Genomic DNA, 13,123 nt, shown 5'->3' on the forward strand with positions numbered 1-13,123 from the left:
GCCCGCCGTTGCGGGAGCGCCTGAGCAGACGGGCGCAGCGGCGGATGTCGCCGGGGACACGAAAAGGCCCGTGCCTGCCCCCAGGGGGCTGGCACGGGCCTCTCGGCGGTGCGGGCGGGTCAGGAGATGATGACGGGCTTCTCGTCCTTCTCAGCGTCGACGTCCTTGGCGAGGGTGCCGAGGTAGAGCTCGATGACCTTGGGGTCGTCGGCGAGCTCGCGGCCGGTGCCTGTGTAGGCATTGCGGCCCTGATCGAGCACGTACCCGCGGTCGCAGATCTGCAGGGCGGCACGCGCGTTCTGCTCGACCAGCAGAATCGTGACGCCGGTCTTGTTGATGCGGCGGGTGCGGATGAAGGTCTCGTCCTGACGCACCGGGGAGAGGCCGGCGGACGGCTCGTCGAGGAGCAGTACGGACGGGTCCATCATGAGCGCACGCGCCATCGCGACCGACTGGCGTTCGCCGCCGGAGAGCGAACCGGCGCGCTGGTTGCGGCGGTCGGCGAGGGCGGGGAACAGGTCGAAGATCGCGTCGAGACGCTCGACGAGCAGCTTGGGCCGCAGGTACAGGCCCATCTGCAGGTTCTCCTCGATCGTGAGGGAGGGGAACACGTTGTTGTTCTGGGGGACGAAGCCGACGCCGGCCTGCACGAGGCGGTTCGCCTTGAAACCGGTGATGTCTTCGCCCTTGAGCGTGACGTTGCCGCTGCGGACGGACACCAGTCCGAACAGTGCCTTGAGCAGCGTGGACTTGCCCGCGCCGTTCGGGCCGATGATTCCGATGAGCTCACCGGGGTAGACATCCAGGTTGCAGCCGTTGAGGATATTGACCCCGGGAACATAGCCGGCGACGAGATCCGTCGCTTGCAGGACCGGAGCGGGAGAGCCTGTGGGTACAACCATGACTACGCGTCGCCTTCCGTGCGGTTTTCGAGTTCGACCTCTTTGGCCAGTTCCTCCGCGACTTCGTCCGTGAGGAGCGAGTCGTCGCCGAGGTCGGTGTCGTGGTGCGCGCCGAGGTAGGCGTCGATCACGGCCTGGTCGTCCATGACGGTGGCCGACGGGCCCTCAGCAACGACCTTGCCCTCGGCCATCACGACGACCCAGTCGGAGATGTGCCGCACCATGTGCATGTCGTGCTCGACGAACAGGACGGTCATGCCCTCGTCGCGGAGAGACTTGATGTGCCCGAGCAGCGACTGGGTGAGTGCGGGGTTGACCCCGGCCATCGGCTCGTCGAGCATGATCATGGTCGGTTCGCTCATGAGCGCCCGCGCCATCTCCAGGAGCTTCTTCTGGCCGCCGGAGAGGCTGCCGGCCATGTCGTTCTTCTTCTCGAGCAGCTTGAATCGCTGCAGGAGGTCCTCGGCCTGCGCCGTGATCTCCCGTTCGCGCGCGGCCCAGAGCGGCTTGATCACCGCGGCGAAGAGGTTTTCGCCTGGCTGGTCCTTCGCGCCAAGGAGCATGTTCTCGAGCACGGTGAGCCTGCTGAGCGCCTTCGTGAGCTGGAAGGTGCGCACCATGCCGCGCTGGGCGACCTTCGCCGCACCCATGTTGTTGACCGAACGCCCGTTGAACATCGAGCGGGCGGCCTGGTCGGACTTCGGCCCACCGATGAGGCGCGGAGCGGAGCTCGGCTTGTCGAAGCCCGTGATCAGGTTGAAGAACGTGGTCTTGCCCGCGCCGTTCGGGCCGATCAGGGCCGTGATGATTCCGCGCTGTACCTCGAGGTGCGGCACGTTGACGGCGGTCATGCCGCCGAACTGGCGCACGATGTTGTCGACGACCAGGATCGGGTCTGGCTTGGGGACGCCGGGAAGGGGGAGACGGCGGCGACGCTCGCGGTTGCGGCTGCCGCAGCGGCTGTCGGGGCGACGGTGACTCCGAGATCAGTTGACATTGAAGCTCAGCTCCTTCTTGTTACCGAGTACACCCTGGGGTCTGAAGATGACCACGAGCATGAGCACCACACCGATCAGGATCCAGGAGAACTGTTCGGCCTGCTGGCCGTTCATGATGCTGTCCGGCACGAACTGGCCGGCGACACCCTGCACGAACAGGCGCAGGGCGAAGAAGATGATCGAGCCGAGCACGGGCCCGAACACGGTCGCGGCGCCGCCGAGCAGCAGTGCTGTCCACACGAAGAACGTCATCGAGCGTCCCATGCTGTCCGCCTGAACGGATGCCGGCAGCACGTAGATGATGCCGCCGAGCGCTCCGATGGTGCCGCCGAGGATGAGCGCCTGCATCTTGTAGCTGTAGACGTTCTTGCCGAGGCTGCGGATCGCATCCTCGTCTTCCCGGATGCCGCGGAGTACGCGACCCCACGGGCTGCGCATCAGCAGGAACACGAAGAGGCAGAGGATCCCGACGATGGACCACGCGACCAGGCGGATCCACCAGCCGTTGGAGCCGGTGTTGTCGTAGGTGAACGGGCCGAGGGTGGTCTGGCCGTCGCCGAGGAAGGAGAGGTCGGTGAACGGGCCTCGGTAGCTCTGGCCGGTGAGACCGTTCGAGCCGCCGGTGATGTCGGTGAGGAGCGACGAGCGCCCGATCATCCGCACGATCTCTGCGGCCGAGATCGTGACGATCGCGAGGTAGTCACCGCGCAGCTTCAGCGTCGGAACGCCGAGGATGAGTGCGAAGACCGCCGCGGCGACGAGTGCGATCAGCACGGCGGGGAACAGCGGGATCCCGGCGACGATGGAGATGGCGAAGGCGTATGCGCCGACGAGCATGAACCCGGCCTGGCCCATGTTGAGCAGGCCGGTGTAGCCGAAGTGGATGTTGAGTCCGATGGCTGCGATGGCGAGTGCCGCCGTCGATGGCGAGAAGGCGGAGGCGGCAATCGCCGTCAGGGTCGTCAGAAATTCATTCACGGTCTTGTCCTTCCTAACCGATGCGCTCTCGGCGCCCGAAAATGCCTTGTGGCCTGACGAGCAGGACGAGGATGAGAATGAGCAGTGCCGTGGCGTACTTGAAGTCGCCGGGGAGCACGAGGTTCGTGAGCTCGACGACCATGCCGATGATCATCGCGCCGGCGAGGGCGCCGAACGCGGTGCCGAGGCCGCCGAGGGTGACCGCGGCGAACATCAGCAGCAGCAGCTGCAGGCCGGTCTGCCAGTTCACGCCATTGAGCACGAGGCCGAGCATGACGCCGGCGAGACCGGCGAGTCCGGCGGAGGCCGTCCAGACCAGGCGGATGATGGCGTCGACGTCGATCCCGGAGGCCGCGGCGAGCGAGGGGTTGTCCGAAACGGCGCGGGTGGCCCGGCCGATCCGGGACCGGAGCAGGAACAGCCCGACGAGGATGATGACCGCAACGGCGATGCCCATCGCCCAGAGCGACTGAACCGAGAGGGTGATCGGGCCGATTTCGACGGTGACCGGGTTGGCCTTGTCGATCCGGACGGTCTTGGCCCCGATGAAGAACTGGAACGCGTACTGCAGCGCGATCGAGAGCCCGATGGTCACGATCATCAGCTGGGTGTTCGGCAGGCCGCGCTTGCGCAGTGGCTTCCAGATCAGCGCATCCTGGAAGTACCCGGTCGCCGCGCAGACCGCGACGGTGAGGAAGGCGGCGAGGAAGAGGTTGAGACCGAGCTGGTTGGCGAGCACGAATGCCAGCAGGCCGCCGAGGGTCACCTGCTCGCCGTGGGCGAAGTTGCTCAGCCCGGTCGTCCCGTAGATCAGCGAGAGGCCGACGGAGGCGAGGGCGAGCAGCAACCCGAGGCGGATGCCCGACGCGGCCTGCTGGAGGAAGCGCTCCCACGTGACGGAGCCGGTCGTCGCGGAGTCACCCGTCGACGGGGCAGAGGTCGAGAGGCCGGTGCTTTCCCCGCTGACCAGCTTGAAGATGGTGCCGGCGTTGCGACCCAGGCCGCCATTGACGGTTGCCGGGTTGGCGATGCTCGGGTCGAGGGTGTTCCCGCTCGGCAGGCTCGTGGTGTCGAGGGTGACGGTTGAGGGGCCTGCGACCGTGATGGCCACGCCCCACTTGCCCGCGGCATCCGTCACGAGGTTCTCGGTCGTGTCACCGTTCGTGACCGTGAGCCTCACGCCGACGGCGGGGTCGCCGTTGCCCTGCTTGATCGTGCCCTGGATACAGCCTGTGGTGGCATTGGCCACACACGCCGTAGTCGGGACGGCCGTCGCCGCGGAAGCACTCGTCGCGCCGAGGCCCATCAGGCCCAGACTGGCGACTCCGATGAGCAGGAGACCGGCGAGCATCCGCCGGGACGACAGGAGGCCTGCCGTACGTGTTCGCTGCATGAATGGTGTCAAAACGTAACCTCCGTGAACGGGCGGGGCCTCGGGGTGGTCGAGGGGAAAAACTCGGGTGAACCGGCCCCTGCCAACTTCTTCGTCGACAGTACGTCCCGATTATGTCGCAAATGTTTCGGAGTGGTCCTCGGAATCGTTTCCGTCCTCAAGGAATGCGCACGCGGAGAAGTCGCTTAACATTGGGGAACCGGTCGTTTCCAGGAATTCCCGGACTCTTCTGTTATTTCTCTGCACCAGCAAAAGGGGTTTCATGGATCAGCCAGATCCGTTCGGTTTCACCGGGCTTACCTACGACGACGTCCTGCTCCTGCCAGGCCACACCGACGTCATTCCCAGTGAAGCAGTGACAATGTCGCGGTTGACCCGGAGAATCAGCGTCGCGACGCCCCTGCTTTCGAGCGCCATGGACACGGTCACCGAGACCAGGATGGCCATCGCCATGGCCCGCGAAGGGGGCTCGGTGTCCTGCACCGCAACCTGTCGATCGCGGACCAGGCCGAACAGGTCGATCTCGTCAAACGCAGCGAATCCGGGATGATTACCAATCCGGTAACAACTTCGCCGGAGGCCACCGTCGCGGACGTCGACGCCCTCTGCCGGCAGTTCCGGATCAGCGGACTCCCCGTCGTCGATGGAGACGGCGTGCTCGTCGGCATCATCACGAACCGCGATATGCGCTTCGTCACGGCCACCCAGAAGCACACGATGCGGGTGCGCGAGGTGATGACGCGGATGCCGCTTATCACCGGCAAGGTCGGCATGGCGCCGATGGACGCGGTGGCCATCTTCGCCACCCACAAGATCGAGAAGCTTCCCCTCGTCGACGACGCCGGCCGGCTCACCGGCCTGATCACCGTCAAGGACTTCGACAAGAGCGAGGAATACCCGCACGCGACGAAGGACGACGCCGGCCGGCTGCGCGTCGGCGCGGCCATCGGCTTCTTCGGCGACGCGTGGCAGCGCGCGACCGCGCTGCTCGACGCGGGGGTCGACGTGCTCGTCGTCGACACCGCCAACGGCGACAGCGCCGGCGTGCTCGAGATCATCCGCCGGCTCAAGACCGACCCGGCCTTCGCGGCCGTTGATGTCATCGGCGGCAACGTCGCCACCAGGAGCGGCGCCCAGGCGCTCATCGACGCGGGCGCGGACGCGATCAAGGTCGGCGTCGGCCCGGGCTCCATCTGCACGACCCGCATCGTCGCCGGCGTCGGCGTCCCCCAGATCACGGCGGTCTACCAGGCCTCCCTCGCCGCGCGTGAGACCGGGATCCCGGTCATCGCCGACGGCGGACTGCAGTACTCCGGTGACATCGCCAAGGCGCTCGTCGCCGGCGCGGACACCGTCATGCTCGGCTCGCTCCTCGCCGGCTGCGACGAGAGCCCGGGAGAGCTCGTTTTCGTCAACGGCAAGCAGTTCAAGACCTACCGCGGCATGGGCTCGCTCGGCGCGCTGCAGACCCGCGGTAACAAGACCTCCTATTCGAAGGACCGCTACTTCCAGTCGGACGTCCCCTCCGACGACAAGCTCATCCCCGAGGGCATCGAGGGGCAGGTTCCGTACCGCGGTCCGGTATCCGCCGTCGCGTACCAGCTCATCGGCGGCCTCCGCCAGTCGATGTTCTACGTCGGCGCGCGCACGATCGACGAGCTCAAGCAGAAGGGCAAGTTCGTGCGGATCACCTCCGCCGGGCTCAAGGAATCGCACCCGCACGACGTGCAGATCGTGGTCGAGGCCCCGAACTACCGTCGCTGACCGGGTCGCGCCGGCACACCCAGCCGGGTGCCGGTGCGGCTCAGGTCGCCGCGGCGATCCGCGAGACGGCCTCGCTGAGCACCTCGGGTGAGCAGCCGAAGTTGAGCCGGGCGAAACCGGCGCCCGGAGTGCCGAAGAGCAACCCGGGGAGCAGCGCGACCTTCGCCCGCTCGAGGGCGACCGCTGCCGGATCATCGCCCCAGCCGAGCGAGCGCAGGTCCAGCCAGGCCAGATAGCCCGCGCGCGGCTGCTCGTAGCCGACCCCGCCGAGATGCGCGTCGAGGAGCCCGGCCAGCAGTCCCCGGTTCGCCTGGAGCGCGGCGAGCGCGCCGTCGAGCCACGGGCCGCCGTCACGGAACGCCGTGGTGCTCGCGAGCAGCCCGAGGTGGCCGGTGCGCTCGCGGATGCCGGGCGGCAGGGCGGAGGTGAGCAGGCGCATCCGTTCGGAGGCGGTGACGATGAGAGCGCAGGTGAGCCCGGCGAGGTTCCAGGCCGTGCTCGCGCTCGTGACGCAGACGCCGTGCTGGGCCGCGGCAGGGGACACCGTGAGGTACGGGGTGAAACTCTCGGCGCTGTAGGCGAGCGGTGCGTTCACCTCGTCGCTGACCACGAAGGCCCCGTACCGGTCGGCGAGTTCGGCGAGGGCCGTGAGGTCCTCGATGCCGTGCGGGTGGCCGAGCGGGTTCTGCGGATTGCAGAGCAGTACGGCGCGGGCGCCCCGGCGGAGCGCGGCTTCGAGGCCGTCGAGGTCGAGCGTCCATCCGGTCTGGCCGTGCAGGAGCGGCACGTCGACGACCCGGCCGCCCGCCTCGGGCACGAGGTCGAAGAACGGCGGGTAGACCGGGGAGTGATCACGACCTCGTCGCCCGGCTCGAGGATCATCCGCAGCACCTCGACGACGGCCGAACCCACTTCGTTCGTCGCGACCACCTGCCCGGGGTCGACCGGCCAGCCCCAGCGGCGGGCGGCGAAGCCGGCGAACGCCTGGGCGAGCGGCTCAGCGGATACCGCGTAGCCGGTGTCGCTCCGGCGCACGGCCTCGAACAGGGCGTCCCTGATCGGCTCGGCGAGCGGGTAATCGAGTTCGGCGACGAAAAGGGGCAGCACGTCGTCGGGAAAAGCCCGCCACTTGAGGCTCGTGCGTTCGCGCAACAGGGACAGCGGTTCGGCTTCAACGTTCATGACAGCAGCTTGCACCTCCTGTGCGGGCGGCGCACCCGTTGATTGCCTCGCTGAGGTGTCGCATATCGAGGTTCGCGGGCGCCACGAACGTCGATCTGCGACACCTCACGAAAGCGGGGGCGCGCGGGTCAGGGGACGGTCGCGGTGCCGCTCGCGGTGGCGCTGTTGCCGCCGAAGTCGGTCACGGTCAGGTCGACCCGCAACCGGCTGCCCGAGGGGAGCCTGGCGAAGGCGTAGTGCAGGGCAGGGAGGTCGGCGTAGAGGCCGTAGTCGCTCGTGCCGACCCAGCTCTCGGTGCCGTCGCCCTGCACGTTGAGCCGCTCGGGCACGATGATGCCGTCCGGGTCCGCGGTGAGCTCGCCGTAGCTGCCGAGCTTGTCGTCGTAGGCGAAGTAGGTCTCGTTGAGGATGTCTCCGCTCGTGCCGTCGAGGGTGAGACTCAGGAGCACGTCCTGGTAGGTCTCTCCCGCGACGTCACCGGGAGAGTAGTACGCCATCGGCACGTCGATCGTGACGGAGCCGGACCCCGACGTGGCAGTGCCCGTGTCGTCTCCGAGCTGCGCGTACGCGGGCGTCGTGTCGGTGCCGTCGGCCAGGGTGAGCTGGGTGAGGTCGTACCCGCCATGCACCAGGCCAGACCCGCCCGCGTCCACCGTCGCCGGCCGCTCGCCGAGGTAGGTGACCGAGCCGTCTGCCTCGATGAGGCCGTACCGGACGGATGCGCTCGCCGCGTTCCCGAGCCCGGCCGGGTCGAGCGCGGCGCTGATGCTCAGTCCGTCCGCGCCGAAGGAGACCTCGGCGTCACCCCCGGTGAACCGGGTCTTCTGGTCGCCGGGGATCGCACCGCCGGCGGCGTAATAAGAGGTCAGGAAGTCGAGCCAGCCACCTGCAGTGCCGAGTGCACGGTAGTCCTCTGCGAAATAGGCCTTCTGGGGCGGGAAGTAGATCGACAGACCGGTGGCGCCCGCGGTGGACTGGCCGTCGACCTTGTCGACCACCGCCGAACTGATCGCCCGTACGAGCGCATCGGCAGCGTCGGCTTCCGCGGTGTCGCCCTGCCCGATCTCGCCGGCGAGGAGGCCGAGGTCGGTCATGAACGAGTCCTCGGCCGGATCGGGGCTGCGCCCGAAGCCGAGGGTGCTCGCGAGGGTTCGGCCCACGACGGGAGCGAGACCGGCCCCGCGCCCGACCAGGCTGCTGCTGAACGAGGCGAGGGCGGCATCCACCGCCGGCAGCTTGCCGAGGTCGATCAGGGACAGGGTGATCTCGGCCGCGTCGCCCTCGGTTTCGGCCTGGGAGGAGAACCCCTGGATCAGCGCGGAGCCGAGCTCGTCGACGGTGGCGCCCGCGGCGGCCGTCTCGAGGGCCGTGTAGTTCCAGCCGTGACCCGGCTCGAGCTCCTGGGAGGCGAGCAGGCGATCCGCGCGCGGGGCCAGGGTGCTTGCGACCTCGTAGGTCGCCATCAGGCAGGCGTCGAAGCCGAGCAGGTCGAGCTTCGCCACACCGGCCGCGCTCAGGCCGCTGCCGATGGCGTCGTTCAGTTCGGCGAGGCTCAGCGAATCTCCGTCGGCGGACTCGTCACCGCCGACGCCCGGCCAGGATGCGCCGTGATCGGAGATGATCACGGCGTAGTGCTCCGCGGGGTACGCGCTGATGCCGCGGGTGATGAAGTCGGAGAGCACGGCGGGGTCGCCGGTGTCCACGGGGCCGAGGTCGTCCATCACCTCTGCGCCGCCGGGCAGGACGTGCAGGAGCTTCCCGCCGGCCCAGTCGGGCTGGCCGAGCACGGGTTCTGCACTGTAGTCCGCCGAACGGTCGACGAGGGCGACGAGATTGAGGCCGTCGTGCGAGCCGACCTCGCCCATCTCGCCGAGGTCGGCCATCATGAACGGCTCGAGGTCGGTGTCGGCGATCGAGTAGGTGAGAACGGTCCAGCTGCCGGCGGCCGGGCCGTCGCCGCTGTCCGGCTCGACCGGGCTGCCCGTCGTGCACGCGGCGAGACTGACGACCAGGGCCAGTGCGGCCAGCGCCGCGACGGTCCTGCGTGTCACTCCTGCAGATTGTGCCGTTCGCACAGCTTGCCCCGCTACAGGCCGACGTAGGGGATCATCGCGGTCAGCGCGGCAGCGGCGAGGAAGATCACCACGCCGGTCGACATCAGCACGAGCTGCACCTTGAACTGGCGCACGAGGGCGGCGATGCCGAGCAGGAACAGCGAGATGGACATCAGCACGGTGTTGAGGGTGAGCCGGTCACTGAGGCTGTTGTACTCGTCGCCCTGGCTGATCGTCGCGACCGACTTCGCCTGCGTCTCGGAGTAGCCGCCGAAGAGGGTGCTCTGGTATTCCTCGTCGTCGAGCGGGCTGTGGTACACCGTGGCGTCGGCGGTGTTCTCGGCGTCGGCCCGGGCGATGGCCGCGGCGAAGTCCGTCGAGACGGCCTGGAAGGTCAGGGTGTCGTACTTGCCCGTCGCGTCGGCGGCGATCGCCGCATCCGTGCTGTCCTTCTCGATGTCGAGCTCGGCGAGGCGGTTCCAGACCTGGGTGTCCTCGAGGAATTGCTGGTTGGCCTCGAGATAGAGCGACTCCGCCTCGGTGGACTGCGTCGAACCCTTGGTGTACGCCCCGGCCATCTGGCTGTCGTAGAGCGCCGCCTGGAAGGAGGCATAGGCCGTTGCGATGGAGACGAGGCCGAGGAGGACCGCGATCACGAGCTCCAGGTTGCTGAACATCAGGTTGAGGCGAGGCTTCGCGGACTCGGTGGGCTTTTCGGACGACATCGGGTGCTCCTGGTGCATCGGGCAGGTTTGCGGGCCTCACCTGCGGGATTTGCGCCAGCCTAGCGGTTCATACCCTCCGGTTACGGGCTGCGCCTAAGCTGGGGGTATGGAAATCGAGATCGGCCGCTCCAAGCGCGCTCGCCGCGCGTACGCCTTTGACGACATCGCGGTTGTGCCCAGTCGGCGCACCCGCGATCCCGAAGACGTGAATGTCAGCTGGACGATCGACGCGTATGAATTCGCGATCCCGTTCCTCGCAGCCCCGATGGACTCCGTAGTCTCCCCGACGACGGCGATCATGATGGGCCAGCTCGGCGGCATCGGCGTGCTCGACCTCGAGGGCCTCTGGACCCGCTACGACGACCCGGAACCGCTCCTCGCCGAGATCCGCGAACTTCCGGCCGACCGGGCGACCGCACGCATGCAGGAGATGTACTCCGAACCGATCAAGCCGGCCCTCGTCACCGAGCGGCTCGCCCAGATCCGCGCCGCCGGGGTCACCGTCGCCGGAGCGCTCTCCCCGCAGCGCACCCAGGAACTCTACGAAACCGTCGTCGCCGCAGGCGTCGACCTCTTCGTCATCCGCGGCACCACGGTGTCCGCCGAGCACGTCTCGCTCAACCAGGAGCCGCTCAACCTCAAGAAGTTCATCTACGAGCTCGACGTACCCGTCATCGTCGGCGGTGCGGCCACATACACGGCGGCCCTGCACCTGATGCGCACCGGCGCTGCCGGCGTGCTCGTCGGCTTCGGCGGCGGCGCGGCGTCGACCACCCGGGCCTCGCTCGGCATCCACGCCCCGATGGCCACGGCCGTCGCCGACGTCGCCGGCGCTCGCCGCGACTACCTCGACGAATCCGGCGGACGCTACGTGCACGTCATCGCCGACGGCGGCCTGAGCACCTCCGGTGACATCGTCAAGGCGCTCGCCTGCGGCGCGGACGCCGTCATGCTCGGCACCACCCTGGCCAGGGCGACGGATGCCCCCGGCGGCGGATTCCACTGGGGCGCCGAGGTGCACCACCCGCAGCTGCCCCGCGGCAAGCGGGTCGAGGTCGGCACCGTCGCCCCGCTCGAGACCATCCTGTACGGCCCGACGCCGATCGCCGACGGCACCGCCAACCTCGTCGGCGCCCTGCGCCGGTCGATGGCGACCACCGGTTATTCGACCCTCAAGGAATTCCAGCGCGTCGAGGTGGTTGTCGCGCCGTACCGAACGAACTAGCGTCGAGGTACGCACCACCACCTCGATGGGAGTACGCACATGGCAACAGGGAATTCGGTCACGCGGTCGAACAAGCTGGGACCGGCGGAACGCGCCGCGGCCATTGAGAGGCTGAAATCCAAGGAGGTCGACATCCTCGTCGTCGGCGGCGGGATCGTCGGCGCGGGCAGCGCCCTCGACGCCGTCACCCGCGGACTGAGCGTCGGCATTCTCGAGGCGCGAGACTGGGCCAGCGGAACGTCGAGCCGGTCGTCCAAGCTCGTGCACGGCGGCATCCGCTATCTCGAGCAGCTCGATTTCCGCCTCGTTCGGGAAGCGCTCACGGAGCGCGGACTGCTCCTGCAGCGGATCGCCCCGCACCTGGTCAAGCCCGTGCGCTTCCTGTACCCGTTGAAGAAGCGGGTCACCGAGCGCTTCTATGTGGGTGCGGGCATGCTGCTCTACGACATCTTCTCGTACACCGGTGGCCGGCCGCCCGGCGTCCCTCACCACCGGCACCTGTCCAAGCGCCAGGTGATGGGCATGATCCCGAGCCTCGACGCCGACGCGACGGTCGGCGGTATCACCTACTACGACGCGCAGGTCGATGACGCCCTGTACACGGCGTCGCTCGTGCGCACCGCCTCGTTCTACGGCGCCCACGCGGCGAGCCGGGTGCGGGTCGAGGGCTTCATCAAGGTCGGCGAGCGGGTCGTGGGCGTGCGCGCGCACGACCTCGAGACCGGCGAACGCTTCGAGGTGCGCGCGAAGCAGGTCGTCAACGCGACAGGCGTCTGGACCGACGACACCCAGCGGATGGTCGGCGAACGCGGCACCTTCAAGGTGCGCGCGAGCAAGGGCATCCACCTCGTCGTGCCGCGTGACCGGTTCCAGTCGGCGATGGGGCTGCTGCTGCGCACGGAGAAGAGCGTGCTCTTCGTGATCCCGTGGGGCAGGCACTGGCTCATCGGCACCACCGACACCGACTGGCACCTCGACAAGGCGCACCCCGCGGCGACGGCCGCCGACATCGACTACCTGCTCGAGCACGTCAATTCGGTGCTGCGGGTGCCGCTGACCCGCGAGGACGTCGAGGGCGTCTACGCAGGTCTCCGGCCGCTGCTCGCCGGGGAGTCGGAGCAGACCTCGAAACTGTCCCGCGAACACCTGGTCGGGCACTCCGTTCCCGGTCTCGTCGTGATCGCCGGCGGCAAGTGGACCACATACCGGATCATGGCGAAGGACGCCATCGACGCGGCCGTTGACGCCCTCGACGGGAAGATCGCCCCGTCAACGACGCACGAGATCCCGCTGCTCGGTGCGGAGGGGTACAAGGCCGCGTGGAACAAGCGCACCCGCATCGCGACGGCATTCGGGCTGCACACCGTGCGGGTCGAGCACCTGCTCAACCGGTACGGTACCCTCACCGACGAGCTGCTCGACCTCATCCGGGAGAGCCCTGAGCTGATCGAGCCGCTCCCGGGAGCCGACGACTACATCCAGGCCGAGGTCGTGTACGCGGCCGGCCACCTGGGCGCCCTCCACCTCGAGGACGTCCTGGCCCGGCGCACCCGCATCTCGATCGAGGCCTGGGATCGCGGGGTCTCCGCGGCGCCGGTCGCGGCCAGGCTGATGGCCGGCGTGCTCGGCTGGGACGCCGAACGCGAGGAACGCGAGGTCGCGGTCTACCTCAAGCGCGTCGCCGCGGAACGTGCCTCCCAGCTCGAACCCGACGACGAGTCCGCCGACCGGGTGCGCCTCGAGGCTCCCGATATCGTCCTGACCGAGCGGTCGGCGATGGGCGACTCCGTCACGCACTGACACAGGCGACACCACCACCGGGCGGATGCCGGGCGCACGTCGTGCGCCCGGCATCCGCCTGTGCCCGGCCGGGTGACGGGCGGCTTCGATAGACTAGGGCCC

The 13,123-nt window shown here is 68.5% G+C and carries 10 protein-coding genes and 1 pseudogene; 3 read left to right on the forward strand and 8 right to left on the reverse strand.

The window, feature by feature from the left end:
* Nucleotides 1-119: 119 nt before the first annotated feature.
* Genes RGU41_RS19695 through RGU41_RS19715 form a run of 5 tightly spaced genes read right to left on the reverse strand, consistent with a single transcriptional unit; the run spans nt 120 to nt 4,271 of the window.
* On the reverse strand, nt 120-902 hold the full coding sequence (locus RGU41_RS19695) for an ABC transporter ATP-binding protein (RefSeq protein WP_322137168.1): 783 nt from the start codon (nt 900-902) through the stop codon (nt 120-122).
* A gap of 2 nt (nt 903-904) precedes the next feature.
* The gene (locus tag RGU41_RS19700) at nt 905-1,792 is read right to left on the reverse strand and encodes an ABC transporter ATP-binding protein (RefSeq protein WP_322137406.1); all 888 of its coding nucleotides are present in this window, start codon (nt 1,790-1,792) and stop codon (nt 905-907) included.
* On the reverse strand, nt 1,750-1,899 hold the full coding sequence (locus RGU41_RS19705; RefSeq protein ID WP_322137169.1) for a hypothetical protein: 150 nt from the start codon (nt 1,897-1,899) through the stop codon (nt 1,750-1,752). The genes RGU41_RS19700 and RGU41_RS19705 overlap by 43 nt, the downstream gene beginning before the upstream one ends.
* On the reverse strand, nt 1,889-2,878 hold the full coding sequence (locus RGU41_RS19710) for a branched-chain amino acid ABC transporter permease (RefSeq protein WP_134449936.1): 990 nt from the start codon (nt 2,876-2,878) through the stop codon (nt 1,889-1,891). Before RGU41_RS19710 ends, RGU41_RS19705 begins: the two co-directional genes overlap by 11 nt.
* 13 nt (nt 2,879-2,891) lie before the next feature.
* On the reverse strand, nt 2,892-4,271 hold the full coding sequence (locus RGU41_RS19715; protein WP_134449937.1) for a branched-chain amino acid ABC transporter permease: 1,380 nt from the start codon (nt 4,269-4,271) through the stop codon (nt 2,892-2,894).
* A 262-nt stretch (nt 4,272-4,533) separates the two neighbouring features.
* On the opposite strand from RGU41_RS19715, the pseudogene guaB reads away from it, so the two are divergent.
* Nucleotides 4,534-6,035: pseudogene (guaB, locus tag RGU41_RS19720) on the forward strand (IMP dehydrogenase).
* 40 nt (nt 6,036-6,075) lie between these two features.
* Here guaB and RGU41_RS19725 read toward each other — a convergent pair.
* The 3 genes from RGU41_RS19725 to RGU41_RS19735 all read right to left on the reverse strand — a co-directional run bounded on the left by RGU41_RS19725 (nt 6,076) and on the right by RGU41_RS19735 (nt 9,996).
* A complete protein-coding gene (locus RGU41_RS19725; protein WP_322137170.1) occupies nt 6,076-6,822 on the reverse strand; it encodes an aminotransferase class I/II-fold pyridoxal phosphate-dependent enzyme in 747 nt (248 codons plus the stop codon).
* Between the two features lie 523 nt (nt 6,823-7,345).
* The gene (locus tag RGU41_RS19730; RefSeq protein WP_134561627.1) at nt 7,346-9,268 is read right to left on the reverse strand and encodes a clostripain-related cysteine peptidase; all 1,923 of its coding nucleotides are present in this window, start codon (nt 9,266-9,268) and stop codon (nt 7,346-7,348) included.
* Nucleotides 9,269-9,303: 35 nt separating this feature from the next.
* Nucleotides 9,304-9,996, reverse strand: coding sequence for a hypothetical protein (locus RGU41_RS19735; protein ID WP_134449941.1), 693 nt, complete (start codon nt 9,994-9,996; stop codon nt 9,304-9,306).
* A gap of 106 nt (nt 9,997-10,102) precedes the next feature.
* Between RGU41_RS19735 and RGU41_RS19740 the strand changes: the two genes are divergently transcribed.
* Together RGU41_RS19740 and RGU41_RS19745 are read left to right on the forward strand one after the other, a co-directional pair.
* Nucleotides 10,103-11,221: a GuaB3 family IMP dehydrogenase-related protein gene (locus tag RGU41_RS19740; RefSeq protein ID WP_134449942.1), complete on the forward strand. Its 1,119-nt coding sequence runs from the start codon at nt 10,103-10,105 to the stop codon at nt 11,219-11,221.
* 39 nt (nt 11,222-11,260) lie between these two features.
* Nucleotides 11,261-13,021, forward strand: a complete 1,761-nt coding sequence (locus RGU41_RS19745; RefSeq protein WP_134449943.1) for a glycerol-3-phosphate dehydrogenase/oxidase — start codon at nt 11,261-11,263, stop codon at nt 13,019-13,021.
* Nucleotides 13,022-13,123 lie beyond the last annotated feature (102 nt).

Origin of the sequence: Cryobacterium sp. 10C3, assembly GCF_034314285.1 — a bacterium.
Classification (GTDB): Bacteria; Actinomycetota; Actinomycetes; order Actinomycetales; family Microbacteriaceae; genus Cryobacterium; species Cryobacterium glucosi.

Coding starts and splice junctions, on each gene's coding strand:
- RGU41_RS19695 (WP_322137168.1), bottom strand. CDS start 902: ATGGTTGTACCCACAGGCTCTCCCGCTCCGGTCCTGCAAGCGACGGAT.
- RGU41_RS19705 (WP_322137169.1), bottom strand. CDS start 1,899: ATGTCAACTGATCTCGGAGTCACCGTCGCCCCGACAGCCGCTGCGGCA.
- RGU41_RS19715 (WP_134449937.1), bottom strand. CDS start 4,271: ATGCAGCGAACACGTACGGCAGGCCTCCTGTCGTCCCGGCGGATGCTC.
- RGU41_RS19735 (WP_134449941.1), bottom strand. CDS start 9,996: ATGTCGTCCGAAAAGCCCACCGAGTCCGCGAAGCCTCGCCTCAACCTG.
- RGU41_RS19740 (WP_134449942.1), top strand. CDS start 10,103: ATGGAAATCGAGATCGGCCGCTCCAAGCGCGCTCGCCGCGCGTACGCC.
- RGU41_RS19745 (WP_134449943.1), top strand. CDS start 11,261: ATGGCAACAGGGAATTCGGTCACGCGGTCGAACAAGCTGGGACCGGCG.